The 26,054-nt window shown below is 65.9% G+C and carries 24 protein-coding genes; 8 read left to right on the top strand and 16 right to left on the bottom strand.

The features are described 5' to 3' along the window. Window positions 1-58 precede the first annotated feature (58 nt). Both MHZ91_RS21205 and MHZ91_RS21200 read right to left on the bottom strand, forming a co-directional pair. Window positions 59-706 (bottom strand): site-2 protease family protein, encoded by a 648-nt coding sequence (locus tag MHZ91_RS21205; RefSeq protein WP_175124282.1) that lies wholly within the window; start codon window positions 704-706, stop codon window positions 59-61. 69 nt (window positions 707-775) lie between these two features. Then, complete coding sequence (locus MHZ91_RS21200; RefSeq protein WP_175124283.1) at window positions 776-1,402, bottom strand: L-threonylcarbamoyladenylate synthase; 627 nt, start codon at window positions 1,400-1,402, stop codon at window positions 776-778. 85 nt (window positions 1,403-1,487) lie between these two features. Between MHZ91_RS21200 and MHZ91_RS21195 the strand changes: the two genes are divergently transcribed. From MHZ91_RS21195 to MHZ91_RS21185, 3 genes are all read left to right on the top strand, one after another. Further along, the gene (locus MHZ91_RS21195; RefSeq protein ID WP_239215540.1) at window positions 1,488-2,339 is read left to right on the top strand and encodes a neutral zinc metallopeptidase; all 852 of its coding nucleotides are present in this window, start codon (window positions 1,488-1,490) and stop codon (window positions 2,337-2,339) included. 255 nt (window positions 2,340-2,594) lie between these two features. Continuing rightward, window positions 2,595-3,131 carry a hypothetical protein gene (locus tag MHZ91_RS21190; RefSeq protein WP_175124285.1) on the top strand — a complete coding sequence of 179 codons (537 nt, stop codon included), beginning with the start codon at window positions 2,595-2,597 and terminating at the stop codon, window positions 3,129-3,131. Then, on the top strand, window positions 3,128-3,892 hold the full coding sequence (locus tag MHZ91_RS21185) for a DUF1828 domain-containing protein (protein WP_175124286.1): 765 nt from the start codon (window positions 3,128-3,130) through the stop codon (window positions 3,890-3,892). Before MHZ91_RS21190 ends, MHZ91_RS21185 begins: the two co-directional genes overlap by 4 nt. A 19-nt stretch (window positions 3,893-3,911) precedes the next feature. Here MHZ91_RS21185 and MHZ91_RS21180 read toward each other — a convergent pair whose 3' ends face one another. The 3 genes from MHZ91_RS21180 to MHZ91_RS21170 all read right to left on the bottom strand — a co-directional run bounded on the left by MHZ91_RS21180 (window position 3,912) and on the right by MHZ91_RS21170 (window position 5,942). Continuing rightward, complete coding sequence (locus tag MHZ91_RS21180) at window positions 3,912-4,187, bottom strand: hypothetical protein (RefSeq protein ID WP_175124287.1); 276 nt, start codon at window positions 4,185-4,187, stop codon at window positions 3,912-3,914. 230 nt (window positions 4,188-4,417) lie between these two features. Continuing rightward, window positions 4,418-5,074: an N-acetyltransferase gene (locus MHZ91_RS21175; protein WP_239215538.1), complete on the bottom strand. Its 657-nt coding sequence runs from the start codon at window positions 5,072-5,074 to the stop codon at window positions 4,418-4,420. Between the two features lie 139 nt (window positions 5,075-5,213). Beyond that, window positions 5,214-5,942, bottom strand: coding sequence for a helix-turn-helix transcriptional regulator (locus tag MHZ91_RS21170; protein WP_239215536.1), 729 nt, complete (start codon window positions 5,940-5,942; stop codon window positions 5,214-5,216). Window positions 5,943-6,020: 78 nt separating this feature from the next. Here MHZ91_RS21170 and MHZ91_RS21165 point away from each other — a divergent pair, with 78 nt between their 5' ends. Beyond that, on the top strand, window positions 6,021-7,391 hold the full coding sequence (locus MHZ91_RS21165; protein WP_239215534.1) for an MFS transporter: 1,371 nt from the start codon (window positions 6,021-6,023) through the stop codon (window positions 7,389-7,391). Between the two features lie 4 nt (window positions 7,392-7,395). On the opposite strand, the gene MHZ91_RS21160 is transcribed toward MHZ91_RS21165, so the two are convergent. Both MHZ91_RS21160 and MHZ91_RS21155 read right to left on the bottom strand, forming a co-directional pair. After that, window positions 7,396-8,028 carry an FMN-binding negative transcriptional regulator gene (locus MHZ91_RS21160; protein ID WP_175124290.1) on the bottom strand — a complete coding sequence of 211 codons (633 nt, stop codon included), beginning with the start codon at window positions 8,026-8,028 and terminating at the stop codon, window positions 7,396-7,398. Window positions 8,029-8,162: 134 nt separating this feature from the next. Next, on the bottom strand, window positions 8,163-8,357 hold the full coding sequence (locus tag MHZ91_RS21155) for a hypothetical protein (protein WP_175124291.1): 195 nt from the start codon (window positions 8,355-8,357) through the stop codon (window positions 8,163-8,165). A 232-nt stretch (window positions 8,358-8,589) separates the two neighbouring features. Here MHZ91_RS21155 and MHZ91_RS21150 point away from each other — a divergent pair, with 232 nt between their 5' ends. The 4 genes from MHZ91_RS21150 to MHZ91_RS21135 all read left to right on the top strand — a co-directional run bounded on the left by MHZ91_RS21150 (window position 8,590) and on the right by MHZ91_RS21135 (window position 11,214). Continuing rightward, the gene (locus MHZ91_RS21150; protein WP_239215532.1) at window positions 8,590-9,288 is read left to right on the top strand and encodes a DUF3313 domain-containing protein; all 699 of its coding nucleotides are present in this window, start codon (window positions 8,590-8,592) and stop codon (window positions 9,286-9,288) included. 117 nt (window positions 9,289-9,405) lie between these two features. Then, entirely contained in the window at window positions 9,406-9,573 is a 168-nt protein-coding gene (locus MHZ91_RS21145; RefSeq protein WP_174245436.1) for a hypothetical protein, read from the top strand. Further along, window positions 9,570-10,187 (top strand): YiiX family permuted papain-like enzyme, encoded by a 618-nt coding sequence (locus tag MHZ91_RS21140; RefSeq protein ID WP_239215531.1) that lies wholly within the window; start codon window positions 9,570-9,572, stop codon window positions 10,185-10,187. Before MHZ91_RS21145 ends, MHZ91_RS21140 begins: the two co-directional genes overlap by 4 nt. A gap of 37 nt (window positions 10,188-10,224) precedes the next feature. After that, window positions 10,225-11,214, top strand: coding sequence for a DUF4105 domain-containing protein (locus MHZ91_RS21135; RefSeq protein ID WP_239215530.1), 990 nt, complete (start codon window positions 10,225-10,227; stop codon window positions 11,212-11,214). Window positions 11,215-11,303: 89 nt separating this feature from the next. Here the strand turns inward: MHZ91_RS21135 and MHZ91_RS21130 are convergent, their stop codons facing one another. The 9 genes from MHZ91_RS21130 to MHZ91_RS21090 form a co-directional block, all read right to left on the bottom strand. Then, window positions 11,304-12,698 (bottom strand): amidohydrolase family protein, encoded by a 1,395-nt coding sequence (locus MHZ91_RS21130; protein WP_239215529.1) that lies wholly within the window; start codon window positions 12,696-12,698, stop codon window positions 11,304-11,306. 30 nt (window positions 12,699-12,728) lie between these two features. Continuing rightward, window positions 12,729-14,549, bottom strand: a complete 1,821-nt coding sequence (locus MHZ91_RS21125) for an SLC13 family permease (protein WP_239215528.1) — start codon at window positions 14,547-14,549, stop codon at window positions 12,729-12,731. A gap of 28 nt (window positions 14,550-14,577) precedes the next feature. Next, the gene (locus MHZ91_RS21120) at window positions 14,578-16,008 is read right to left on the bottom strand and encodes a basic amino acid/polyamine antiporter (protein WP_370633050.1); all 1,431 of its coding nucleotides are present in this window, start codon (window positions 16,006-16,008) and stop codon (window positions 14,578-14,580) included. Window positions 16,009-16,090: 82 nt separating this feature from the next. After that, a complete protein-coding gene (arcA, locus tag MHZ91_RS21115) occupies window positions 16,091-17,332 on the bottom strand; it encodes an arginine deiminase (protein WP_175124296.1) in 1,242 nt (413 codons plus the stop codon). Window positions 17,333-17,348: 16 nt separating this feature from the next. Then, window positions 17,349-18,770 carry a basic amino acid/polyamine antiporter gene (locus tag MHZ91_RS21110; RefSeq protein WP_239215527.1) on the bottom strand — a complete coding sequence of 474 codons (1,422 nt, stop codon included), beginning with the start codon at window positions 18,768-18,770 and terminating at the stop codon, window positions 17,349-17,351. A gap of 73 nt (window positions 18,771-18,843) precedes the next feature. Continuing rightward, window positions 18,844-19,830: an AI-2E family transporter gene (locus tag MHZ91_RS21105; protein WP_239215526.1), complete on the bottom strand. Its 987-nt coding sequence runs from the start codon at window positions 19,828-19,830 to the stop codon at window positions 18,844-18,846. Beyond that, window positions 19,827-21,317: a serine aminopeptidase domain-containing protein gene (locus tag MHZ91_RS21100; protein ID WP_239215525.1), complete on the bottom strand. Its 1,491-nt coding sequence runs from the start codon at window positions 21,315-21,317 to the stop codon at window positions 19,827-19,829. The genes MHZ91_RS21105 and MHZ91_RS21100 overlap by 4 nt, the downstream gene beginning before the upstream one ends. Beyond that, window positions 21,314-22,861 (bottom strand): efflux transporter outer membrane subunit, encoded by a 1,548-nt coding sequence (locus tag MHZ91_RS21095; RefSeq protein ID WP_239215524.1) that lies wholly within the window; start codon window positions 22,859-22,861, stop codon window positions 21,314-21,316. The genes MHZ91_RS21100 and MHZ91_RS21095 overlap by 4 nt, the downstream gene beginning before the upstream one ends. Further along, entirely contained in the window at window positions 22,858-26,046 is a 3,189-nt protein-coding gene (locus tag MHZ91_RS21090; protein WP_239215523.1) for a multidrug efflux RND transporter permease subunit, read from the bottom strand. Before MHZ91_RS21090 ends, MHZ91_RS21095 begins: the two co-directional genes overlap by 4 nt. Window positions 26,047-26,054: the final 8 nt, after the last annotated feature.

The following is a 26,054-nucleotide window of genomic DNA, read 5'->3' as shown; positions in this document are numbered from 1 at the left end:
ATTGCCCCAGGGCCTGATTCAGTGAAACCGCTGAGTTTAACGGATATTGGGGGGAATCTTACAGAAACCACTGAACGATTGTCGTTCCCAGCCCGAGCACCGGTTGCATCAATAACCAGAGCACATCGGTGACCAAAAGCACAATGACGATGATCAAGCCATACGGCTCGATTTTCGAGTATTGCCAGGCCAGACGATTGGGCAGCAGGCTGAACAGGATGCGTCCGCCGTCCAGGGGCAGGATGGGCAGCAAGTTCAGCGCCATCAGCACGAGGTTGACGTTGACGCCCGCCACAGCCATTTCGAACCAGAAGCTTTCGTGCAGGCCGCTTTCCATGAACAGACGCAGCGACAGCGCCCACAGGATGGCCATGAACATATTGGCAGCCGGACCGGCCAGCGCCACCCAGGCCATGTCCTTTTTGGGACGGCGCAGGCGGCCGAAGTCGACGGGAACCGGCTTGGCCCAGCCGAAGAGCAGCATGGAGCCGCCGATGAGCTTGGAGGCCAGCAGGATGGCGACCGGCACCAGCAGCGTGCCGACGGGGTCGATGTGCCGCGCCGGATTCAGGCTGACCCGTCCGGCCTGGTAGGCGGTCGGATCGCCCAACATGCGCGCCACGTAGCCGTGCGCGGCCTCGTGCAGGGTGATGGCGAAGATAACCGGTATCGCGTAGACCGCAATGGTTTGGATGATGTCATTCATGGCGAACCGGATTGTAGATGAGCCACGCCCGCGCGCGGCACGTCTCGTGCATCGAGGCGAGGGGTGAAATCAGACAAGTCCGAGCGTGGCGGGATCGCCGCGGCCCAGGCGCACGACAACCGGCTCGTCGGCCGTGAGGTCGATCACCGTGGTGGGCGCCTGCGGGCAGGCGCCTGCATCGATGATGGCGGCCAGATCGTGGTCGTAGCGCTCGCGGATTTCTTCTGCGTCGTTCAACGCCTCGGTTTCATCCTTGGGAATGAGCGTCGTGGACAGGAGCGGCGAGCCCGCCTGTTCCAGCAAGCCCAGGAGGACGGCGTGATCCGGCACGCGGATGCCGATGGTCTTGCGCGATGGGTGCGATACGCGCCGCGGGACTTCCTTGGTGGCTTCGAGGATGAAGGTCCAGGGGCCAGGGGTCGCGGCTTTCAGCAGGCGGTACTGCTTGTTGTCGACGCGGGCGAAGTGGCCAATTTCAGCCAGGTCGCGGCATAGAAGGGTGAGGTGGTGGCGTTCGTCGAGTCCGCGCAGGCGGCGCAGTCCGTCGGCGGCGCTTTTGTCGTCCAGGCGGGCGACGACGGCGTAACTGGAGTCGGTGGGCACAGCCACCAGGCCCCCGTCATTAAGCCATTGCGCGGCTTGCTTGAGCAGCCGCGGCTGGGGATTTGCTGGGTGGACGGAGAAGTACAAAGCCATGGGTTTATCCTAACATCCTTGAAGGCCGCTCAATTGCGCGGCGATGCAAAATGGCGGTATCGCCGATCCGCCCCGGAGAACGAATATGCGCCTTGGAAATTCGCGCCAGAGCAACAATGTGGAAGACCGCCGGTCGGGCGGCCCGCGAATGGGGGGCCGCGGCACCATCGGCATAGGCACGATAGTACTTGCCCTTGTCGCAATGTACTTCGGCGTGGATCCCCGCGTGGTCCTGGACATGGCCGAGGGGCCGGCGGTGCAGGAGCAGGCGCCCGCCACGGCCCCGCCGGCCAACGATCCGCAAGCCGTCTTCGTGTCCAAGGTGCTGGGCGAAACCGAGGACGTGTGGAATGCCATCTTCCAAAAGGAACTGAACCGCCAGTACGTCGAACCCAAGCTGGTGCTCTTTCGCGGCGCCACGCCGACGGCCTGCGGCACCGGCCAATCGGCCATGGGGCCCTTCTACTGCCCGGGCGACAGCAAGGTCTATATAGACCTGTCGTTCTTTGACGAGCTGCAGAACCGGTTCAAGGCGCCGGGCGATTTCGCGCAGGCGTATGTGATCGCGCATGAAGTCGGCCATCACGTGCAGCACCTGCTGGGCATTTCGGACCAGGTTGACCAACTGCGCCGTCGCAACCCGTCGCAGGCCAATGCGCTGTCGGTGCGGCTGGAGCTGCAGGCGGATTGCTTTGCCGGCCTGTGGGCGCAGCGCGCCGATGCGGCGCGCAATATTCTTGAAGGCGGCGATGTCGAAGAAGCGCTGGCAGCGGCCACCGCCATCGGCGACGACCGGCTGCAGAAGCAGAGCCAGGGGTACGTGGTGCCCGATGCCTTCACGCACGGCAGTTCCGCGCAGCGCGTGCGGTGGTTCAAGCGCGGCCTGGAAAGCGGCAGCATCAAGCAGTGCGACACGTTTGGTGCGACATCGCTGTGACGGCGGAGTCGCGCTGGGCGTCGGCACCGGCACCGGCACCGGCATCGGCGTCGGCGTCGGCATGTCATCATTCCAGGCAGGCCGTCCGCTTAACTGTATATCCATACAGTCAACCAACCCCTACCGTCTTCATCTTGTAAGATTACGCCCCCTCGCAATGCTGCGCGCGCGTGTTTATCTCCGCGGCGCGGCGGGCGCAGCGCACGCCACTCGCCGGTTTGCCCACGCGCCCTCCAAGACCCTTTATCTGTTTCCATGGCCAACAAGTTCGAACCGCTAATCACCGTTGATGAGGTGCAAGAGATTCTTGCCGAACCCAAGGAAACCGCGAAGCCCATCGTCTGGGTCCCGAAACCCGCGGCGGGCAGTGCGCAGTGGATGGAGTTCAGCAGCCCTTGCAAGATCAAGGGCGACGTGCGCGAAGACGTGATCTTTCGCGTCATGTACCGGGGCGCCCGCACCGCCGTGCATGGCCAGGCCACCATCTTTCTGACGGAAGCGTTCTGTGCCAGCCTGTTCGTCGGGCCGCACCGGGTGTACGGGGTGGACACCGACGACTCGTTTCACACCAGCCTGGTGGGCGCGGACCGGCCGCAGTACCGCAAGCCGCTGGCCGACCGCAGCCATGAGCACATCTGGGTCGAGGAAGGCGAAGGCTATGCCGAGCCTGTCGTGCCCGCGCTGGACACCATCGCGGCGCTGATGCAGTATTTCCTGCCGCGAGCGAATCTGACGCTGGCCGGCGGCTTTGCGCATCCCCTCAAAGGCCGCCAAATCGAACTGATCCTATGAGCAATTTTCTGGAAGCCTCCGGCTGGACCGTCCTGCCGGCGGGCGAACACGCCATCCGCGCCGTGTCTCCCATGACGCTGGGCCTTGACGGCCAGCACGCGGCCTTTTTCATCGCGCATCCGGACGAGTCATCGTTCTACCTGACCGACGCCTGTGAGACCGCGATGCACGCGTCGAGCTTCGGCATCGAGGTAGCGGCCAAACGCATCGACATCCTGAACGAGACGCCGGGCGTCACCCTCGCCCACTTCGACCGTTCGGGCGCCATCGTGGCGTCGGGCCCGAACGAACAGCTGCAGGAAGCGCTATGGGACGCGGTAAAGCTGGCGATGGCCCTGTCGTTTCAGTGCGCGAAGTGGATGCCGCGTTTCAGCCAGCTGCGCTTCCGCGCCCAGGTGGGACGCGCGCTGGCCGAAGGCGTGGGCGTGAACCGCATGGTCAAAGGTGCGCGCGCCAAGGGCAGCAGCGGTCACACGGCGGACTTCGCGTACGCGGTGCGTGCGGCGGGCAGCACCGCCCTCACCTACATCGAGCCCATCGCCCTGAAGGCGGGCAAGAAGATGGACTGGACGCAGGTCTATCAGACTCACGGCAAGATGTCGGACGTGAAGATGGCCGATGCGCGCAACTCGCGCATGGTGATTCTGGAAGACGGCGCGTCGGCCGAGGAATTCAAGAAGGCCGTAACGATCCTGGAGCAGTCCGCCACCGTGCAGACGCTGGCCAAGACGCGCGACTGGCGCGAAGTGTTTTCGACGTAGCCGCCAAAAGGCAGGCGGGTCAGGACGGCAGATTGGTCAGGCCGTCCACGATCTCACGGCCATGCAGAATGGCCGCATGGACGGCCTCGCGGGGGCTGTAGACAAAGCCGCCGCCGGCAAATTGCGGTACGGGGTATTCGTCGCCGCCTTCAAGGATGGCGCCTGCCTGCACGACCATCACCGATGCGATGAAGACAGGGCCGCTGGATTGCGCCGGAACTTCGATAGCGCCGCTGCCCCGGGAAACCTTGGCCGTGAGGCGGTATCCCTTGTAGATCAAGTTGTTCTGATGCACTTCGGTAGTCCTCTATCTGCCGTCGAGCATACTCCGTGATTCGATGACAATCCGGATAAGTTTTGTAACTCAAGCAGAAAATAGAAACACTGTTGCGCTGCCGCAAGCGCGTCCCCGTTTCTCAACCGCTGGGAAACAAAATGGCCATTTTGCCAAGAGTCAGCGTAGACGCGGCTTGCGGGGCTGCACCGCCATTTAGCGGTGCAGCATCAATAGCGGTTTCCGGGGATTTACCCTAGGCCCTGTTGCGAAAGTGCATCCTGGGACACTTTCATCCCTGTCATGCGCATGTAATCGTCCAGCCGCCAGCCTTTACCGAGCAGGATCATGCGGGTATGCAGGTCGTCCCGCACGGCCGGACTGACCTCACTTCCCAGATACGTGAGCTGCTTGCTGCGCAGGTCCACGAAGCCCAGCACATAATCGCGCGCCAGCCCCATCCACAAACGATGCGCACCCACCGACTGGCGGGCGCCGCTCAGGATGCACAACCCCGCATCCAGCGCCCAGCGGTACACCGCGGTGGCCAGTCCCATGCCCTGGTAAGGGGCGGCGTACTTGGAATGCGGGGCGCGCACGTAAGGATCGGCGCGGCGCCCCACTTCGATCAGGCGGTTGAAGACGGTGTAACCCGCCAGCCGGCCGCGCCGCACGTCCACCACATACACGTAATACTCGCCGTCGGCCTCGCGGTAGCGAAGCACGATGCCAGGGATATCGGTCTTGACCTCCGGCAATCCATGCAGGCGGTCCATCGGACGATTCATGCGGTTGTGGATGGCATCGAGTTCCTTGTCGACCTCTTCGGGACTATGGTTAACGTCGATGCGCAATTCCGTCACCATCGACATGACGTGACGGAACGCGTGCAGGGCCAGCGTAGGCAAGGCCACCTCCTGTACAGGGTTGAGAAGCTGTCCGCGAGGGACGGGACGTAAAAAAAGCCGCATCCGCGGCTTGAAAGGTTGTGTGCGGGTGCACCGCCGTATGGGGCGGTATGGATGGGGCGAGGCGCGGAGGAAGCGATCAGGCTGCTGCATGCGCGTCCCGTTGGGCGGCGGGCTGGTCGCCGGCAAGACCGAAGAAGGCCGGAAACTGACGTTCGCCCTTGGCCGTAATGCGCAGCGCGCGTGAGTCCAGATCCTTGCTGATCCAGCCGCGCGCCAAGAGCGCATCGAGCAGCGCGGCGCCCAGTGCGCCTCCCAGATGCGAGCGCCGCTCGCTCCAATCCAGGCACGCGCAGGCAAAGCGGCGGCGGCGCTGGCGCGCTTGCGCGGCATCAACGCCCACCTGCGCGAGCGACGCCTCGCCCAGCGGCGTCAGCAGATAGTCGCGGCCGTCCGGCGTCAACCAGTGCCGGGCCAGCATAGCATCGTGAATCCGCACGGCCAGCGTGCCAGCCATGTGGTCGTAGCAGGTGCGGCTGTGACGCAGCGCGGAAGGCGTCGTCGGCTTGAACGGCGTGCGATCGGCGCCGGCCACCACCAGCAGCGCCTCCAGCGCGTGGCCGACGTCGCCGCTCGCCAACCGGTAGTAGCGGTGCTTGCCCTGCACGGCCATCTCGACCAGACCCTGATCGCGCAGACGCTGGAAATGGCTGCTGGCCGTGGACGCGCCGATGTCGGCGGCCGCGGCCAATTCCGTGGCGGTGCGCGCGCGGCCATCCAGCAGCACGCACAGCATGCGCGCCCGCGCGGGATCGGCAATGGCGCCCGCCACGGCGGACAGGTTGATGTCGGCGAACTCGGATTCCATGATTCGGTATGGACCAAAGTGTTGTGTGCAGGACGTAAGCATACTTCGACTCAACGAAAACAACATCCACGCCATCCCATGCCTGCTTCCCCTTCCTTTTTCGGCTGGAAAGTCCTCTACGCCACCTTCATGCTCGCCATCTTCGGCTGGGGCGTCGGCTTTTACGGGCCGCCGGTCTTCCTGCATGCCGTCGTCCAGCGCACCGGCTGGAGCGTCGGGCTGGTGTCGGGCGCGGTCACCCTGCATTTTCTGGCGGGCACGGTGGTGGTGGCCAATCTGCCGCGTCTGTACCGGCGCATCGGCGTCGCTCGTACGACCGCAGGCGGCGCGGCGCTGTTGGCGCTGGGCGTGGCGGGATGGGCGGTGGCGCAGGCGCCGTGGCAGCTTTATGCCGCCGCGGTGGTCAGCGGAATGGGCTGGGTCACGCTGGGTGCGGCAGCCGTCAACGCGCTGATTGCGCCGTGGTTCGTGCGGCGGCGACCCGCCGCGCTGGGCATGGCGTACAACGGCGCCAGCGTCGGCGGCATCGTCTTTTCGCCGCTATGGGTGTTCCTGATTGCGCAGGCCGGCTTCGCGCAGGCAGCCCTGTGGGTTGGCATTGCGATGGTCGCCGTCATTGCCGTGCTGTCGCACAAGGTGTTCAAGGTGACCCCACAGCAAATCGGCCAGGCGCCGGACGGAGATTTGTCGGGCGGCGTCCCCTCGGGCGGCTCATCGTCGGGCGGCGTGCCGTCGGGCGGCTCATCGTCGGCCGGCTCATCGTCGGGCGGCATCCAATCTAGCGGCACGCCCCCGGCCACCGCCCCATCGCGCGCCGCGCAAGAAAGCGCCGCACCGCCCACGCCAACACTTGCGATCAAGCTGCGCCAAGACCGGGCGTTCGTGACGCTGGCCGCCGGCATGGCATTGGGGCTGTTCGCCCAGATCGGTTTGATCGCGCACCTGCTGTCACTGCTGGCGCCGATCTTGGGCGCGCAGACGGCAGGCCTGGCGATGGGACTGGCAACGGCCAGCGCCATCGCCGGCCGCTCGCTCGTCGGCTGGCTGATGCCGCCAGGGGCCGACCGCCGCAAGATAGCCTGCGCGGCATACGCCGTGCAGATTGGGGGATCGCTGGTGCTGATGCTGGCCGCCGACCATGCCTGGGCGCTGTGGACGGGCGTCGTGCTGTTCGGGTCGGGCATCGGCAACGCCACGTCGCTGCCGCCGCTGATCGCGCAGACGGAATTTTCCCGCGAGCAGGCGGCACGCGTGGTGCCGCTGATCGTCGCGCTGTCGCAAGGCGCGTATGCCTTTGCGCCCGCGGCATTCGGCGCGCTGCGCACGTGGCTGCAGCCTTCGGGATTGACGCTTCCCGGCTTCCTGGCTGCGGCCGCCCTGCTGCAAGCCGCGGCCATCGCATGCTTTGCGGCCGGCCGGGGCGCGCACGCCAAGCGCGGCGCGCCCTGATGCCTCAGGCGCCTTTGCCGCGCCGGGCCACCAGGCCGGCCATGACCGCGTCGCCGCGTTCACTGACCAGGCCTTCGGCGACGCCCTCGCGATCCGCCGCGTTGCGGTTCTGGCTGACCTTCCACTTGCCTTCGATACGGGCAATGGGGATCTCGACGCCGATAATGGCGCGCATCTGCGCGGCAATGAAATCGGCGGGCGCCTCGTCCACGCGCCACGGCTGGACGCGCGCCTTTTCCTGGCTGTCGGTCAGCGCCTCAAGCTGGGCGCGCAGCCAGGCCGGATCGTCCTGGATCACCGGCGTGCCCCACACGTGCACGGCCACGAAGTTCCAGGTCGGCACGACCTTGTGCGTTTCCGCCTTGGTCGCGTACCAGGACGGCGTGATGTACGCCTGCGCGCCATGAAAAGCCACCAGACATTCGCGTCCCGCGGCCAGCTCGGCCAACTGCGGATTGGCGCGCGCCACGTGCAGGCGCAGGACGCCATGCTCGCCTTCGGGATACAGCAGACAGGGGATGTGATTCGCCATCAATCCGCCCTCTCCGCTGGTGAAGACAACCCCCAGCGGGTGGGCGCGGATGAACTCGTGCTGGATTTCCAGCGAATCTTCGCGAAAAGCGGACGGCAGGTACATGGCAGCGGCGCGATCAGTAGGGAGGAAAACGAAAACATACCGCGCGCGTGGCACCACTGAAAGAGCCACACAACCTGCCTTTCATGGAGCCATGCGCGGCGCAAACCCGGAACACCGCCCGTGCCCGTCTTGCCCTATTGCCGGGATCGACCGTACGCCGCGTTCATGCGCTCGCGAGCCTGCGTTTCATGCGCGAAAGCGCGGTCGTAGTTTTCCAGGCACCCTGCCGTGGGATTGGGCCACTGGATTGCAGCGATTGCGTCGGTCAGTTCGTCACGTGCCCGCTGCCATTCCTTGACGGCGGCATACCATTCGTTGGCGGTGTCCATAGATACTCTCCCCCTTCTATGTGCACAGGCCAATCGTAGCGCTGGCCAATACCAGCGAGACAGCGTTTTCGCATGGCCAGATGGATGATGTGGCGGCGACGCAGCGATGCATTGCGCGAGCGAAGAAATTGCCGCGCCGCGCCGCGGTTCAGGCAGATAATTTCCAGCAAGGATCGTGCCGGTTTTGCGCCTGCCTGCCGCGGGCGCCGTTTTTCTGACAAGGGAAAAAGCCATGAAGCCCAACCTCGCACTGCGCGCGGCCTGCTGCGCGCTCATCGGACTGGCCGGCTGCACCAATCTGCCCAACGCCAAGGACTATTCCACCGCGCTCGGCGAACCGCAAAGCCAGCTTCAGCAGGATCCCAACTGGAGCGGCGGCCGCATCTGGGTCAGGCCAGGTCCGCCGATCGGCAGCCAGTTCGACAAGAAGCTGCTCATGGAAGACGTCACCTACATTCCGGGCGACCGGCCGGACGAGCTGGACTTCCGTGACGACGCCGAGATGCGCCAGCGCGTGCTGGCCTACATGAACGCGGCCCTGCGCCGGGAGTTCACGCAGGCGGGCTATCAGCTGATCTCCGCGCCAGCCCCGCGCTCGGTGCGGCTGCGCGCCGCCATCACCGGCACCTTCCGCAACGACCGCGATCCGCGGCCCGGCGAGTATGTGCCCATTGGTTATGTGCTGGGCCAGACTGCCAAGGCTGCAGGCCTGCGCGACCAGTCGGCGCGGCTGCTGATCGAAGCCTCGGCGCGCGATGCCACCACCAACCAATTGCTGATCGCGTCGTTGGGCGCAGTCACAGGCAGCAATTTGCCGGAAAACCGCAAGCCCACCGCCGCCGACGTGCAAAGCGCCATCGACGACTGGGCGCGCCGGGTCCGCGAGCAGTTCGACCGCATCTGGGTCGGCGAAATACCCAAGACCAAATGACGCGCGGCGGACATTTTCCGCCTTCATATCACGATGTGATGAATATTGACGTCAACCCTCACTTACCCAGGGCCGCCGGCTAATGCTACTGTTCCGCCTGTGCAAGGAGTACATGCAATGGATCAGAAAACGAAGCCCTGGGCATTTCCCAAACCCCACCCCGAAAACACGCCACGCGGCGAACGCAACAAACAAGAGTTCGACACGCCGCCCAAGGAAGAAAAACCCGCGGCCAAACCGCGCGCCAAAAAGCAGACGCCTGCGACCGGGCGGGCGCGCCCGTGAGGCTGGCGGCAAAGGTCTGTACGGCAGCGCTGGCGGCGCTGTCCGCGCTGTCCATGGCGGCCGCCGCCGCGCCCGACATCCAGACGGGCGACATGGTGTTCCAGCAGTCCCGGTCAGCGCAAAGCCTGGCCATCCAGCAAGCCACGCACTCGCCCTACAGCCACATGGGCATGATCGTGACGCGCGAAGGCCAGCCCTACGTGCTTGAGGCCGCGGCGCGCGTCAGCTACACCCCCCTCTCTCAATGGACCGCGCAAGGCGAGCGCGGCCATTACGTCGTCAAGCGGCTGCGCGACACTTCCCTGCTGACGCCCGACGCGCGCGATCGGCTGGCGAAGGCGGGCGCCGCCTACGTCGGCAAGCCCTACGATCTGGTATTCGCCTGGTCCGACGACCAGATCTACTGCTCCGAGCTGGTGTGGAAAATCTATCAGCGCGTCCTGGGCGTGAAGGTCGGCGCGCTGGCGCCGCTGAAAAGCTTCGATCTCGCCTCGCCTGCCGTGCAGGCCAAGATGCGGGAACGCTACGGCAAGAACATTCCGTGGGAAGAACCCATCATCTCCCCGGCCGCCATGTTCGAGTCCGACCAACTGGTCACGGTAGGCACCTTCTGATTGCAGTGCGCGGCGCAACCGCCGTCCAAGGAGCGCAATGACGGTTTCCATCCTGCTGGGCATCGCCATTGCGCTGGAAACGGGCTGGGGTGCGCTGGCATTGTGGATCCGCGCGCCGCTTTCATCGGCATGGAAATTGGTCGCAGTGCTGGCGTGGGTGATGTTGGCATTGGCGGCCATCGCCGGGCTGGTATGGCCGCGTTGGTGGCCGGGCCTGGTTCTGCATGGCGCGGCGCTAGCCGTTCTGCTCGTGTGGTGGCTGCGCATCCGCCCGTCCAACGACCGCCCCTGGCTTGCCGAAGTCGCCCGCCAAACCCACGGCGTCGTCAATGGCAACACCGTCACGCTGCACAACGTACGCAACTTCGACTGGCGTTCGCGCACCGACTTCACGCCCCGCTGGGAAACCCGTCGTTATGCGCTGGACACGCTGCAATCGGTGGACGTGGCCCTGTCGTATTGGGGCCGTCCCGCCATCGCCCACGCGCTGGTGTCGTTCGGGTTTGGCGACGACGATCACGTGGTGTTCTCGGTTGAAATCCGGCGCAAGCAGGGCGACCGGTTTTCCGAGATCGGCGGATTTTTCAAGCAGTACGAACTGAGCGTGATCGCCTCGACCGAAGCGGACAGTCTGCGGGTGCGCACCAACGTGCGCGGCGAAGACAGCTACCTGTACCGTATCCACATGCCCGAGGGCGCGGGGCGCGAACTCTTCGTGGCCTACGTCAACGCCGCCAACCGCCTCCAGACAACACCCCGCTTCTATCACACGCTCACGGCAAACTGCACCACCATCGTCTTCCAGATGGCCCGGCGCATCGTGCCCGGATTGCCGATGGATTACCGCCAGCTTCTGTCAGGCTACCTGCCGGAATACCTGTACAAGCTGGACGCCCTGCGCGGGGCCGGCAGCGCCGCAGAGTACCGGAGCCGCGGCCGCTATACGGACCGCGCCCGCGCCACCACCGACCCGGCCGAATTCTCCCGCAACATCCGGCAGGGCGTGCCCGGCATCGCGCCTGAATGATCCGGGTCCACCGCGCCGCCTAGGGAACGCCGGCCTCGGCGACGCGCCACGCGTCGGGTCTCGGCCAGCGCCACGAGCGGACGCCTCGCTCAACGGACGGGCACTGCATCCTTGTAGATGACGCCATCCTTCATGATGACCAGGAAGTTCTTGTCCGGATCGCCGATCAGCTTGATGTCCTGGATCGGGTCGCCATCGACCAGCAGCAGGTCGGCAAGCGCGCCTTCGCGCACGACACCCAGATCGCCGCGGTAGGGGTTGCGCTTGCCCGACAGTTTCAGCAGCTCCGCGTTCGTGCCGGTTGCCATGATGAGCGTCTGCGCCGGCGTGTACCACCGCGTCAGGCTTGCCAGGATGCGGCCCTGCTGCTCGGCCAACTGGCTTGAAAATAGGATGTCCGTGCCGAACGCCGTCTTGAGCTTGTGCTTGATCGCCAGCTGGTAGGTCCGGTCCGTCCCGGCAAAGACCTCCTGCGCCTTTTGCCATTGATCCGATCCTCGCGGAAAGGCGTCGGCCAGTTCGTCCGGAAAGGGCTGCGTGCTCAGCCACACGCCCGCCCGCGCCATCAGCTCGGCCGTTTCCTCGTCCATCATGCTGCCGTGCTCGATGCTCTGCACGCCCGCCTTGATGGCGCGCTGGATGGCGGTGGGCGTGTAGGCGTGCACCGCCACATACGTACCCCAGTCCGTCGCGGCATCCACCGCCGCGCGCAACTCCGGTTCGGTGAACGTCACCACATCCAGCGGGCTGTGCGGCGACGACACCCCTCCGCCACCGGTCAGCTTGATCTGCGTCGCGCCCTGCATGAGCTGTTCGCGCGTGCGAAGGCGCACTTCGTCGGGGCTGTCGGCGATCGTGCTATCGCCGGACAGATCGTGCCGCGAGCCCGGCGCGCCCAGGGTGCGCGGCAGGTCCGCCATCGAGCGGAAGTCACCATGCCCGCTGGTCACGCTGATCATCGCGCCGGACGGATAGATGCGCGGACCGGGGATCACGCCCTGGTCCACCGCCAGCTTCAGGCTGAAGGCCGAGCCGCCCAGGTCACGCACCGTGGTGAAGCCGCGCATCAGCGTCTTCTTCGCCTCGACGCCCGCGACGATGTTCAGGTAAGTGGGATCCTGCGTCATCGCCACCGCCAGCGGCACGCCCACGAACATGCTGTGCCAATGCATGTCGATCAGCCCGGGCATCAACGTGCGGCCGCCGCCGTCAATGACGCGCGCGCCGTCTGCCGCGATCTTGTCCCGCGACACTTTTTCGATGACGTTGCCGTGAACCAGAACGCTGCTCGCCGGGCTCAGGTCGCCGGACACGCCGTCGAAGATGCGCACGTTTTCAAACAGGATCCGCGAATCCGCCGCGGCCTGCGCGGTCGGCGGCGGCGCCGTGGCAGCCGGCGCCGCAGGCAAGCTATGGGAATGCGCCAGCGAAGCGCCAAGCATCAGCGATGCCGCCGTGAATGCAATGCCAGTCCTGACAAACATGATCGAACCTCCGGATGGGGTCATCCGCCCTCAGGACGGAAACAGGATCGGAATCAGCAGCACGCTGACCACCAGCGAAAACACAGCAAGTGGTGTCCCGATCTTCAGATAGTCGGCAAACCCGAAACCGCCCGCCACGCTGACCAGCGCATTAGAGGGCGTAGACACCGGCGACATGAACGCCGCCGACGACGCAATGGCCACCGTCATCGCAAATGCATAGGGAGACGCGTGCAGGCTTTCGGCGATGCTGATGGCGACCGGGCCCATCAGCACGGCCGTCGCGGTGCCGGAGACCACCACGCCCAGCGTCACCGTCGCCACGAACACCAGCGCCAACTGGCCGTAGATACCCCAATCGCCCGAATAGTGCAGCAGGAACTGCGCGGCCAGGTCCACGCCGCCGCTGCGCTTGAGCGCCAGCGCAAACGGCAGCATGCCCACGATCAGGATCAGCGCCCGCCAGTTGATCGACCGGTACGCCACGTCCAGCGTCACACAGCCGAACAGGCCCATCATCAGGGCGCCGATCAGCCCCGCCATCACGTTGGGCACCCAGTCGGTCAGCATCAGGAACACCACCGCCGCCAGCGAGAGCAGCGCATGGATGGCGCGGTTGGGCACCGGCACCAGCGAATCGGCTTCGACCGGCATCGCCAGGCTGACCAGATCGTGCTCTTCGGCCTGCAGGGAAAAAATGCCCGCCCACGGCCCGACCACCAGCAACGTGTCGCCCACGCGCATCTTCACGTCGGGCAGGTCGCGCTTGGCCTCTTTGCCGCGCCACAGGCCCACGACGAAAAGTCCATGCCGCCCCAGCACCACGGAATCGCGCGCATTCGCGCCGTCCAGCCGCGATTCCGACGGGATGATGACCTCCACCATGCCCACATCACGGGCCTGATCCGTGAAGTACACGCCGGACATCTCCAGCCGCCGCAGGTGATGCCGGCTGCAAAAGCCGTCGATATCGAACCCCTCTGCATCCCTGTCCAGGAGCAGGATGTCGCCCGCCTCCAGCACGTCGTCCGCCGTCGCGCGCATGACGGCCCGCGCGAACCGCGTGTTGCGCTCGATGGCGATGACGAATGCTGCCTTGCCGAGTTCGCCCGCCCACAGTCCGAGCTGGCGTCCCACCAGGTCCGAGTCGGTCTGCACCAGCAGGCGGCATGCCCGGTTCTGCAGCGAATATTTGGTCGCCCAGTCGCCCAGGCTGGGCCGGTTCAGCGCGCGCGGCCCCTGGCCCGCGTCGATGAGCTTGCGCGCGAACAACATGTAGGCGACGCCGCCCGCCAGGACGACGATCCCGATCGGCGTGAAGTCGAAAAAGCCGAAACCCTCGTAGCCCGCATAACCGAGCGCGCTATTGAGCACCAGATTCGGCGTGGTCGCCACCAGCGTCAGCATGCCGCTGATCGCCGCCGCCGCGCCCATCGGCATCAGGATCCGCCGGGCCGCCATGCCGGATTTGCGCGCGATCCGCAGCACGATGGGGATGAAGATGGCCACGACGGCCGTGGAGCTCATCACCGCGCCCATTGCGCCGACCGCCCCCATCACCAGCAACACCAGCCAGCCCTCGCTCTTGCCGCCGTGCCGCAGCAGCAGGTCGCCGACGGCCTGAGCCACCCCGGTCCGCACCAGCCCCTCGCCGACCACGAAGAGGCACGCGATCAGGATGATGGCGGGATTCGAGAACCCGTCCAGCGCCTCGCGGTAGGTTACGGTGCCACTCAGCGGCAGCAGCAGCATGACCAGCAGCGCGACGGCATCCGACCGCGGCCGCCCGATGACGAACAGCACGACGGCCGCACAAAGAATGGTGAGGACAATCGCCAGTTCGCTGCTCATTGCCGTGCTGCCCCCCTGCCCCTTTCGGCTAGAACGCCGTATTGCCCGTGCTGATCGCCCACACGCCGATGCCGCAGGACACCAGCACAAGCAGCAGGATCGGCCACTCGTACGGCGCGAAGATGTTGCCGCGCTGCTCGCGGCGCGATATCAGGAAAAGAATGGTGCCCGGCGCGTAGATGACGCAAGACAGGACGAAATACCGGAAACCGCCCGCATACACCAGCCCGGCCGCATAGACCGTGGCCGCGACCGCCAGCCCCAGCTCGATCTTGCGGCGCCGGCTCCAGCCGTCATAGGTTTCGCCCCGCAGCGCCAGCATCAGGCCGAACGCCGCCACGAAGAAGTACGGAATCAGGCTCATCGAACTGGCCATGTTCTTCAGGAGCACGAAGGTGTCCTCGGTGAAGAGCGTGACGATCAGAAAGAGCTGCACGATGCCGTTGCTGAGCCACAGCGCCGCCGCCGGCACGCCGTGGCGGTTTTCCCGCCCCAGAAACGACGGCATGATGCCCGCGCCCGCCGCGGCGCGAAGCACTTCGGCGGCCAGCAGGATCCACGCCAGGTAGGCGCCCGCCACCGACACCATCAGCCCCACGCTGACCAGCATGCTGCCCCACGGTCCAACCGCGGCCCGCAGCACGCCCGCCATGGACGGGTTGCGCAGCGAGGCCAGTTCCGCGCGCGGCAGCACGCCATACGACAGCATCGTCACCAGCACCAACAGCGCCAGCACCAGCAGGAACCCGACGATTGTCGCCACCGCCACGTCCTCACGGCGCTTGGCGTAGCGGGAGTAGACGCTGGCGCCCTCCACGCCCAGGAACACGAACACCGTGACCAGCATCGTGTTGCGCACCTGCTCGAAAAGACTGCCCTTGCCCCCGCCGCTGAGCCCTTCGGCAATGTTGGCGCGCAGCACGTCCAGGTCCACGGCAAACGCGGCGAAGACAATGAAGATGGCGATGGGCACGACTTTGGCGATGGTCACGACCGTGTTCATGCCCGCCGCCTGCCGGATGCCGCGCAGGATCAGGAAATGGGTGGACCACAGCAGCACCGACGACACCAGCACGGCGGCCACGGTATCGCCGTCGCCGAAGAACGGCAGCACGGCGCCCAGCGTTCCCTTGAAGATGACGAAATAACTGACGTTGCCCAGGCAGGCGGCCGTCCAGTAGCCCAGCGCCGCCAGAAAACCCAGATACAGCCCGAATCCGGCCTTGGCATACGCGAAGATGCCGGCGTCCAGATCGGGGCGCCGGCGCGACAGGAACTGGAACACCATCGCCAGCGTCAACATGCCCGTGCCGGCAATGGCCCAGGCCACCAGGCCGCCCACCGGCCCGGTATTGCGCGCAAAGACGCTGGGCAGCGAGAAGATTCCCGCGCCCACCATCGATCCCACCACCATGGCGGCCAGCGCCATGCGAGAAAGTTTGGCAGTTTCCCCGCTCACGTTCTTCTCCTGAAAGCGATCCGGTGGTTGCGCGCCCGCGCGGCCGCCCTTTTAAGGGATGGCCGCGCGCGGCAGTGCGCCGCTAGGCGGGATCCCGCGAAATCGGGCACGTCATGCAGTGCCCGCCGCCCCGGCCCCGGCCCAGTTCGGCGCCGACAAAGGTGACGACCTCGATCCCCGCCTTGCGCAAGAGCGTGTTGGTGTAGACATTGCGGTCATACGCCAGCACGACCCCGGGCGAGATGCAGACCAGGTTGGCGCCGCTGTCCCACTGCGTGCGCTCGCGCAGATAGGCGTTGCCGCCGGTCTCGACGACGCGCATCTTCTTGATGCCCAACGCCTCGCCGATCACGTCCACGAGCGACCCCTTGTCCTTGTGCAGCTCCAGCGACCCCGGCGCGCTGCCCGGCCGGTAGGAGAACGCCTGGATGTTGTTGACGATGTCGGGATACATCAGCACGCAATCGCGGTCGGCGAAGGTCAGCACGGTGTCCAGATGCATGGCCGCCCGCAGCTTGGGCATGGCCGCCACGATCACCCGGTCTGCCGCATTCTTGGCGAACAGGCTGGCCGCCAGCTGGCTGATGGCCTGGCGCGACGTGCGTTCACTCATGCCGATCATCACCGTCCGGTTGCCGATGGGCATGACGTCGCCGCCCTCCAGCGTGGCCAGTCCATGGTCGGCGGTGGGGTCGCCCCACCAGACGTTCACCTTGCCGGCAAAGCGCGGATGGAACTTGTAGATGGACGACGTCAGGATCGTCTCTTCGTGCCGCGCGGGCCAATAAAGCGGATTGAGCGTGACGCCGCCATAGATCCAGCAGGTCGTATCACGCGTGTACAGCGTGTTGGGCAGCGGCGGCAGCAGGTATTCCGTGACGCCGGCGGCTTCCTTGATGAGCGTGAGCTGTTCGCCGCCGATCGACTCGGGGAACTCCTCGGTCGACAGCCCGCCGATCAGGGTCTCGGCCAGCTTGCGCGCCGGCAAGCCGTCCAGGTAGCTGCGGATCTCGTCGAGCAAGCCAAGGCCAACCTGGTTCGCCACGACCTGGTTGTCCAGGATCCACTTCTTCGCCTCAGGTATCGCGACCGTTTCGGCCAGCAGGTTGTGCATTTCCACGACGTCCACGCCGCGGTCCCGCATCTTCGTCATGAAGTCGAAATGGTCGCGTTTCGCGTTGTCGACCCACATGACGTCGTCAAACAGCAGCGCATCACAATTGGAGGGCGTCAATCTTTCGTGGGCGCGTCCTGGCGCGCAGACCATCACCGTGCGCAATTGCCCGACTTCTGAATGGACTCCAAATTCCTCGGTATCAGCCATGACTAGCTCCCAGACGTTAGATGGCAATCCAGCCGTAGATCAGGCCCACGATGGCGGCCAGGGCTCCGACGCATGCCACGATGAAAACGACCAACTCCCAGCCGGTGAAGAATTTCCGGCCCTGCTCGCGCCGGGCCCAGAAGTACAGGACCGACCCGGGTGCATACAACAGCGCCGACAGCAGCAGGAACTTCAAGCCGCCGGCGAAGATCATGAAAAGCGTGTAGACGGCCGCGATGCTGGCAAGTGTGAGATCGCGCTTCTGGTCCTTGCCGCCGACATAGGTTTCGCCGCGCTTGGCGAGCTGCCAGCCGAACCCCGCGACCAGCAGGTACGGAATCAGCGACATCGCGCTGGTCAGGCTGAGCATCAGCGAAAATGCATCGCGTGACCAGTACGTGCTGATGACGAAAAGCTGCACGATGATGTTGGTCACCCACAGCGCGACGACCGGCACGCCGTTCTTGTTCTCGCGGGCGAACGCGCGCGGCATGTCTTCCGTCTTTGCTGCCGCGTGCATCACTTCGGCGCAGATCAGCGACCAGGCCAGATACGCGCCCAGCACCGAGATCAGCAGACCGACGCTGACGAATACGGCGCCCCACGGCCCCACCACCGACTCCAGCACGCCGGCCATGGACGGCTGGCGCAGCGCCGCGATGTCGGTCTGTTGCATGGCGGCATAGGGCAGCAGAGACACCAGCACCATCAGCAGCAGCGCGGTCACAAACCCGATCAGCGTGGCCACCCCCACGTGCGAACGCTTCGACGCGAAGCGGGAATAAACGCTGGCGCCCTCGATGCCCAGAAAGACGAAGACCGTCACCAGCATGGTTCGCCTCACCTGCTCAAACAGGCTATAGCCGCTCATGTCGCCCCAGAAATTGATGCGGAAGAGGTCAACCTTGAAGGCCACGAACAGCACGATGATGAACACCACGATCGGGATGATCTTGGCCACGGTCACCACGGCATTGATGAACGCCGCCTGCTGCACCCCGCGCAGGATCATGAAGTGGAACATCCAGATGCCCACGGACGCCACAGCGATTGCGATGACCGTGTTGCCGTCGCCAAAGACGGGAAAGAAGGCGCCGAGCGTCGATTTGATCAGCACCCAATACGACACGTTGCCGATGCAGCTGCCGATCCAGTATCCAAACGCGGACAGAAAGCCCAGGTAATTGCCAAACCCGGCCTTGGCATAGGCAAAGACGCCCGCGTCCAGGTCGGGCTTGCGCTCGGCCAGCGCCTGGAACACGCGCGCCAGCGTGTACATGCCCGCGCCCGCAATGATCCAGGCGATCACCGCCCCAACCACGCCCGTTGCCCCGCCAAAGGTCCGGGGCAGCGAAAAGATCCCGGCGCCGATCATCGACCCCACCACCATGCCCGTCAGGGCAAGCAATCCAAGCTTCTTGGGAGTACCGCTTTCCATCATGCACCTCCGATATTGAGCAAAGACGTGAGCAGGTCGGCCGCCGTCCCGAATGCTGCCCGGGACGGCCGGCTCAGCCGCGGGTAACGCGCAAACTGCGGCTGGCGCCGTACACCGTGGTCATCGTGATAAGAAGCGGCACGCCGATGAACGTGCCCGGTATGCCCCACACCAACCCCCAGAAAAACACCGCAAACATCACCATCAGCGGCGACAGCGAAAACGCGCTGCCGGCCAGCCGGGGTTCCAGATAGCAGCCGTAGACGATCTGGATGCAGTTCAAGACGACCAGCACCAGAATGCTCGTCTGCAACGATCCGTATTGCACGAACGCGAAGAACGCCGGAAACACCGTCGCCACCAGCGGTCCGAGAAACGGGATGTAGTTCAGCAGGAACGCCAGCCCGCCCCAGGCAGTCGCCAGCTCCAGCCCGGCGTAGATCGCAAACAGCCAGACGGTCACGCCCGTCAGCACGCTGGCGATGGTGCGGATCACCATGTACCAGCGCAGCTTGCTCGCCACCTCGCGTGCGACCGCCATCCAGCGCTGCGCCCTTGCCTTGCCCAGCAGGCGGGTCAGCCGCTCCGGCGCCTCGTCCAGTTCGAACAGCCCCAGCGCAATGAACACGAAGGCGATGAAGATCATGCCCAGCATGCTGTTGATCCGCAGCGCCACTTCCTGGATCGCCCGCACCAGCCATGACACGTTGAAGCTGTCCTGAAACATCTGGATCGCCATCGCGCCGTGCGGGTGCAGCGTTTCGGTCTCTAGCGTGAACAGGCGCTGGAAGCGCGCGGCGTTGGCCATGACCCACTGCGCGACCAGGCTGAAGCCCCAGGCCGCCAGCGACAGGAACACCACCGACACGACCAGCGTCACCACCAACGCCAGGATCGCGGCGAGCGGCGCGGGCATCTTGCGGCCCAGGTACTGACGCAGCGGCGCGACCAGGCAGATCACGAACAGCGCGAACGTCAACGGCACGAACACCGGGCTGGCCAGGTACAAAAGCCCCAGCAGCAGGATGGCGAAAATGCCGGACAGTGCGAAAGACATCATCTTGGTATCACCCCATCAACGCGCTTGACCAGATAGGCATAGAACGGATTGGAGGTCAGCCGGGTCAGCGTATCCATGCCGATCACGAAAGCCCCGACCTCGCCGCGCATGGACATGGCGCCCAGGCTGATGCCGAATTCCTCGATGTTGTCCGGGTGCGTGCCATACAGCGCGTCATCGGTCGGAAACGGCAGCGCCACGTGCGACAGCGAATAGACCTCGCGCGGGTAGTCCATGCCGATGGCGCGTTCCACGACCGCGGTCGCGTTCGGCTCGATGACGCGCTCGATCATGGCGCTGGACGTGGGACTGGCGTTGGTGACGAGCGTCAGCCGGTAATTGCGCTTTTCGCCTGGCAGCGTGCCCGCCAGCTGCCAGGCCACGCCACGGCGGAACAGCGGCCCGAGCTTGGTGGCGCGGTTCAGGTCGAACAGCACCAGGTCGCTGCCGTTGGCGGGCAGGCGCGCATACAGGGCGTTGATCAGCGCGCGCGTGCTGACCGTGAAATCCAGCACCGAATGGAACGTGATGATGGGCGGCAGACGCTCCAGGCCGCCGGATCGCTGCTGCGCAACCAGCCTGTCCTGCAGCGTCTGCGTCAGTTCGAACGACTGGCGCGCCGCGTGGACCGGGAAAGAGTTGTACTTGAACGGGTTGAACTCCGGCACGATGCTCAGCCACGCGGCCTTGGCGAACGCGGGCAGGATGGCGGGCAGCCCGGCCACGCCCGCAAAGCGCGCGAACGACGTGATGCCGACCATCGGCGAGAGCAGCACCAGGCGGTCGGGCTTGTCGAGCTTGGGATTGTCCAGCGCGTCCAGCGTGTGCATCAGCGCCAGCGCCCCGCCGTTGGAAAAGCCCACCATGTGCAGCGGCTTGGGCGCGGGCACCCGGCGCCGCGCTTCGCGCACCGCCAGGCGCGTCGCGGCCGCCCAGTCCTCCCAGTGCGCGTCCGTCAACCCGCCCGGCACCGTGCCGTGGCCCGGCATCCGAATGGCGATCGCCACGTAGCCGACGGATTGGTAATGCGCGGCGACGTGGCGCAGGCTGTAGGGCGAATCCGTCAGGCCATGCAACAGCACGGCCACGCCCTGCGGCTCTCCCGCCGGCGTCAGGACGAATGACCGGTTCCAGTCGTGCGCGAAGTGTTCGGGGTAGACCTTGGCGTCCGCGAAATAGCGGTTGCTGTCCACCTTGTCCTCCGGCAGCAGCTTGTCGCCTACGTTCTGCCGGACCAGCGCGAAAAGCGCGTCCTCGTGCGCCAGGTAATCGTCCCAGGTGCTGTGGTCCAGGCGTTCGGCATCCAGCTCCTGGGGAACATACGTATGCCAGGCGGCCAGCGGCGGGCCCTGCTGGATGTCGTACAGGCGCACCCCCATCAGCGTGACGACGACCAGCACGGCAAGGCCGGCAAGGATGAACACGGCTTTGCGCAGCCTGCGCCACCCCGGGCGCGGGCTGGCGCTGAAGGGCTTGCCGGCGTTCACTGGGGGGCTCCCACGCCGGGCGGCGGGACGGGGGTAGACATGGCGGGTGAATCGCCTGCCGCAGGGCCGCCTGCCGCAGGGTCACCTGCCGACCCTCCCGCGCCCGGCGGCGATCCCGCCATCACCACCTGCGGCTGCTCATCCCCGCCCCCCAGCGCGACATACAGCGACACGCCGTTCTGAAGCTGCGACGCGCGCAGCGTCAGCATCTGTTGCTCTGCATTGAACAATCCGCGCCGGGCGTCCACGACTTCCAGATAGATCGAGATGCCGTTCATGTAGCGCAGCTCGGCAGTCTCGGCCAGGCGGCGCTGCGCTTGGATCGCCGTTTCCTGCGCGGTCACCTGCTCCTGGAAGCGCTTGCGGTTCTCCAACGCGGTGGCCACTTCGCTGAACGCCGTCTGCACCGTCTTGCGGTAGTTGGCGATCAGTTCGTCGCGCTGCGCCGTGGCAAGATCCACCGCCGCGCGCCGCTGCCCGTAATCGAAGATCGGCCACCCGATTCCCGCGCCGATATTCCAGATCTGGCTGGGCGACGAAAAAAGGTCCGACAGCTCGGTGGAGGCATAACCGAACGAACCGGTCAGTGCAATCCGCGGAAACAGGGCCGCGCGCGCCGCGCCGATGTTGGCGTTGGCGCTGCGCAAGCGGTTCTCGGCCTGGCGGATGTCGGGTCTTACGACAAGCAGCGACGACGGCAGGCCGGGACTGAGCGCATCGAACTGGCCCGCGGCCTCAATCGGCGGGCCAACGGTCATCTCCCGCTGCAGGTCTTCGCCCACCAGCACCCACAGACGGTTCCAGTGCGCCGCCGTGGCGCGCTGCCACTCGGCGAGCTGGGTCTGCGCCTGCGTCAGCAGAATGGCCGACTGCTCGAAGTCGACCAGCGAGGTCACGCCGGCGTCCAGCCGGTCCTTGGCGACGCGCAGCGCATAGCTGCGGGTTTCGACCGTGCGCTGCGCCAGCGCGATGCCTTCCTCGCCCGCCCGGGCGTCGTAATAGGTCGAGGCCACGTTCGCAATCAGCGACAGACGGAATGCCCGCCGCCCTTCCACGGTCGCCAGGTATTGCTGCAACGCGGAGGCGGTCAGGTTCCGGATCCGCCCCCAGAAGTCCAGCTCGAAGGACGAGACCATCACCTGGGCGCTGAACTGGTTGAACTGCACGGTCTGCCGCGACCCCGCCAGCGCCGGATCCAGTACGGTCAGCGGCTGCTGGTTGCGCGACGCGGCCGCGCCGGCATCCAGTTGCGGCAGCTGGTTGGCGCGTTCGATGCGGTAGAAGGCGCGCGCCTGCTCGATCCGCGCCGTGGCAGCGGCCAGATCCTGGTTCAGTTCCAGCGACCGGGCGATCAGGCGCTTGAGCTGCGGATCGCCGAAGAACTGCTCCCAGGTCACGTCCTGCGCTGCCACCGCATCCGGCGGGACTTCGCCCGGAAACACCGCAGGCGTCGCGACTTCCGGCTGGCGGTGCTCCGGCGCGAAATTGCAGGCGACCAACCCCCAGCCCATCAGCGCCAAGATGGCAATGCGCGCCGGCCTCATGGGTTCTCTCCCCGCTCTTCGGCCTTGGCCGGAACGCTGGCAGCAGGCGTGGACCCGGGCTTGGCCGCATTCTTGCGCGGCCCCGACCAGCGCCGCGCAACCATGTAGAACAGCGGCGTGAAGAACACGCCGAACAGCGTGGCGGTCAGCATGCTGCCCATCACGCTGGTGCCCACCGCCTGACGGCTGGCCGCGCCGGCGCCGGTGGCCAGCACCAGCGGCAGCATGCCCAGCACGAACGTGATGCTGGTCATGATGATGGGACGCAGACGCTGCCGGGCGGCATCGACCACCGCCTCTTTGCGGTCGCGCCCTTCCAGCTCCTCTTTCAAGGCGAACTCCACGATCAGGATGCCGTTCTTGGCGGCCAGGCCAATGATCGTGACCAGCCCGATATTGAAATAGATGTCCGCCGACATGCCCCGCCCCAGCGTGAACGCCGCCGCGCCCAGAATCCCGAACGGCAGGATCAGAAGCACGGACACCGGCACGGACCAGCTTTCGTAGAGCGCCGACAGCAGCAGGAACACCACGATCAGCGACAGGCCCAGCAGCAGCGCCACCTGGTTGCCCGCCTGGCGTTCTTCGTACGCCGTGCCGGTCCATTCATAGGTGATGCCCTGCGGCAGGACGCGCCCGGCAATGGCTTCCATCTCGGCCAGCGCCACGCCGCTGGAACGGCCGGCGGCGGCCTCGCCCGAGATGGTGATGGACGGAAAGCCGTTGTAGCGTTCCAACTGCTGCGGCCCGTCGATCCAGCGCATCCGCGAAAACGCCGAGAACGGCACCATCTCGCCCCGGTTGTTCGGCAACTGCAAGGCGGCAATGTCCTGCGGCTGCATGCGCTGGTCGGCCTCGGCCTGGATGAACACCCGCTGCACCGAACCGTCGAGCAGGAAGTCGTTGACGTAGTTCGACCCGAACGCCAGCGTCAGCGCCTGGTTGACCTGCGCGACCTGCAGCCCCAATGCGCGCGCGTGCACCCGATCGATCTCGACATACAGGCGCGGTCCCGGCGGCATGCCGTCCAGCCGCACGCCGGTCAGCACGGGGCTGGCCGCAGCGGCCGCGATCATGGCCGCGCCGGTGGCGGCCAGACCCGCGCCGCCCTGCGCGGTGCGGTCCTGCACCTTCATGGAAAAGCCCGACGCGTTGCCCATCGACGGGATGGGCGGCGGATTCAGCGCGAAGATCATCGCCTGCGGAATCGACCGGAACGCCAGGTTGCTGCGCCCAACCAGCGCGTCGACGGCCTCGGCCCGATCGGTGCGCTCGCTCCACGGGTGCAGGTCCACGAACGACAGCGCCGCCGTCTGCCCCTGGCCGAAGAAGTTGAACCCGACCACCGATGCCACGTTGCGCACGGCTGGCAACTGGCGCAGCTGGCTTTCGGCCTGCTGCACGGCGGCCTCGGTCTGGTCGGCCGTGGTGCCGGGCGCGCCGGTGTACGACACGAAGAAGTAGCCTTGGTCTTCCAGCGGCAGATAGCCGCCCGGCAGGCGCGAGAACAGAAACACCGTCAGGCCGCAGACACCCAGGAATATCAGCATCCAGCGCAGCGGCCGCACCAGCATGTGTTCGACCGCGCGCACGTACTGGCGTGTCATCGCGTCAAAGCCGTTGTTGAACTTGTCGAAGACCCACTGCTTGCCCTTCGAGATCCGGCCCTTGGGCGGCTTGCCGTCCGGCAACTTGAGCAGCGTGGCGCACAACGCGGCGCCCAGCGACAGCGCCAGCACGGTCGACACCACGATCGCCACGGACAGCGTGATGGAGAACTGGCGGTAGATGGCGCCGCTGGAACCGGGAAACATCGCCATCGGCACGAACACCGCCACCAGCACCAGCGTGCTGGCGATGATCGGCCCCCACACCTGGCCGACCGCCTTGCGCGTGGCCTCGGGCGCCGAGATTTTTTCGTCCTGCATGATCCGCGCGACGTTTTCCGACACCACGATGGCGTCATCGTTCAGCACCCCGATCGCCACCACCATGCCAAAGAGCGACAGCAGGTTGATGGACGCCCCAAACAGGAACAGGCCCGCGCAGGTGCCGATCAGCGCGATCGGCACGATCAGCGTGGGGATCAGCGTGCTGCGCCAGCTTTGCAGGAACAGGAACACCATTGCCGTGACCAGCAACAGCGCCTCGACCATGGTGACCAGCACCGAACTGATGGACGTGGTGATGAAGGGTGTGGTGTCGAACGGCACCGTCCAACCGACGCCCGCGGGAAACACCGGCTCCAGCTCCGCCATCCGCTGGCGCACCTGCCGCGCGACGTCCAGCGCATTGGCATCGTTGGCCAGCTGGATGGCGATGCCGGCGGCCTCCTTGCCGTTGACGCTGAGCCGGAAGTTGTAGCTTTCGTTGCCCAGCTCAACCCGCGCCACGTCGCCCAGCCGCACCAGCGAGCCGTCGTTGTTGACGCGCAGGATGACCTGCCGGAACTGCTCGGGCGTGGAAAAGCGGCTCTGCGCCACGATCTGCGCGTTGAAGTCCGCGCCGCGCGCCAGCGGCAGGTCACCCAGCGACCCGCCGATCGTCTGCGCATTCTGTTCCTGCACCGCACGCATCGCGTCGCTGGCCGACATCTGAAAGCTGGCCAGCTTGCGCTCGTCCAGCCAGATCCGCATGGCGTACGACGAGCCGAACAGCTGCACGTCGCCCACCCCGCGGATGCGGCGCAGCTCGTTGAGGATGTTGTTGGACGCGAAATTGCCCATCTCGACGGCGCTGACGTTGCCGCTTTCCGATTGCAGCGCCAGCAGCATCAGGAAGCCGGACGACGCCTTGGTCACCGCCACGCCAAGCTGGCGGACTTCCTGCGGCAGCCGGGGTTCGACCCGGCTCAGGCGGTCCTGCACCTGGCTGCGAGCCACGTCCAGGTCCGTGCCCGGCTGTAGCGTCACCGTGATCTGCGACGTGCCGTTGGCGCGGCTGACCGACGCCATGTACAGGAAGTTGTCGACCCCGTTCATCTCCTCCTCGATGATGGAGGTGACCGTGCGGTCGATGGTGGTGGTGTCGGCGCCCCGGAAGGTCGCCTGGATGGTGATCGAAGGCGGCGCGATGTTCGGGTACTGCTCCACCGGCAGCAGCACCACCGCGATCAGCCCGAACAGCAACAGGAACAGCGCCACCACCCAGGCGAAGACCGGCCGCAAGACGAAGAATGAGCCCATGACCGACT

It is taken from the genome of Achromobacter sp. ACRQX, assembly GCF_022346505.1.
Classification (GTDB): domain Bacteria; phylum Pseudomonadota; class Gammaproteobacteria; order Burkholderiales; family Burkholderiaceae_B; genus Achromobacter; species Achromobacter animicus.
The sequence above is the reverse complement of the archived record's forward strand: the minus strand, read 5'-3'. Positions and strand labels throughout refer to the sequence as shown.

What these genes read in the sequence shown, in the direction of transcription:
- MHZ91_RS21200 (WP_175124283.1), bottom strand. Translation starts at nt 1,402, where the DNA reads ATGGCTTTGTACTTCTCCGTCCACCCAGCAAATCCCCAGCCGCGGCTG.
- MHZ91_RS21190 (WP_175124285.1), top strand. Translation starts at nt 2,595, where the DNA reads ATGGCCAACAAGTTCGAACCGCTAATCACCGTTGATGAGGTGCAAGAG.
- MHZ91_RS21145 (WP_174245436.1), top strand. Translation starts at nt 9,406, where the DNA reads ATGGATCAGAAAACGAAGCCCTGGGCATTTCCCAAACCCCACCCCGAA.
- arcA (WP_175124296.1), bottom strand. Translation starts at nt 17,332, where the DNA reads ATGGCTGATACCGAGGAATTTGGAGTCCATTCAGAAGTCGGGCAATTG.
- MHZ91_RS21195 (WP_239215540.1), top strand. Translation starts at nt 1,488, where the DNA reads ATGCGCCTTGGAAATTCGCGCCAGAGCAACAATGTGGAAGACCGCCGG.
- MHZ91_RS21150 (WP_239215532.1), top strand. Translation starts at nt 8,590, where the DNA reads ATGAAGCCCAACCTCGCACTGCGCGCGGCCTGCTGCGCGCTCATCGGA.
- MHZ91_RS21110 (WP_239215527.1), bottom strand. Translation starts at nt 18,770, where the DNA reads ATGGAAAGCGGTACTCCCAAGAAGCTTGGATTGCTTGCCCTGACGGGC.
- MHZ91_RS21095 (WP_239215524.1), bottom strand. Translation starts at nt 22,861, where the DNA reads ATGAGGCCGGCGCGCATTGCCATCTTGGCGCTGATGGGCTGGGGGTTG.
- MHZ91_RS21205 (WP_175124282.1), bottom strand. Translation starts at nt 706, where the DNA reads ATGAATGACATCATCCAAACCATTGCGGTCTACGCGATACCGGTTATC.
- MHZ91_RS21165 (WP_239215534.1), top strand. Translation starts at nt 6,021, where the DNA reads ATGCCTGCTTCCCCTTCCTTTTTCGGCTGGAAAGTCCTCTACGCCACC.
- MHZ91_RS21130 (WP_239215529.1), bottom strand. Translation starts at nt 12,698, where the DNA reads ATGTTTGTCAGGACTGGCATTGCATTCACGGCGGCATCGCTGATGCTT.
- MHZ91_RS21090 (WP_239215523.1), bottom strand. Translation starts at nt 26,046, where the DNA reads ATGGGCTCATTCTTCGTCTTGCGGCCGGTCTTCGCCTGGGTGGTGGCG.
- MHZ91_RS21135 (WP_239215530.1), top strand. Translation starts at nt 10,225, where the DNA reads ATGACGGTTTCCATCCTGCTGGGCATCGCCATTGCGCTGGAAACGGGC.
- MHZ91_RS21155 (WP_175124291.1), bottom strand. Translation starts at nt 8,357, where the DNA reads ATGGACACCGCCAACGAATGGTATGCCGCCGTCAAGGAATGGCAGCGG.
- MHZ91_RS21125 (WP_239215528.1), bottom strand. Translation starts at nt 14,549, where the DNA reads ATGAGCAGCGAACTGGCGATTGTCCTCACCATTCTTTGTGCGGCCGTC.
- MHZ91_RS21185 (WP_175124286.1), top strand. Translation starts at nt 3,128, where the DNA reads ATGAGCAATTTTCTGGAAGCCTCCGGCTGGACCGTCCTGCCGGCGGGC.
- MHZ91_RS21105 (WP_239215526.1), bottom strand. Translation starts at nt 19,830, where the DNA reads ATGATGTCTTTCGCACTGTCCGGCATTTTCGCCATCCTGCTGCTGGGG.
- MHZ91_RS21160 (WP_175124290.1), bottom strand. Translation starts at nt 8,028, where the DNA reads ATGTACCTGCCGTCCGCTTTTCGCGAAGATTCGCTGGAAATCCAGCAC.
- MHZ91_RS21170 (WP_239215536.1), bottom strand. Translation starts at nt 5,942, where the DNA reads ATGGAATCCGAGTTCGCCGACATCAACCTGTCCGCCGTGGCGGGCGCC.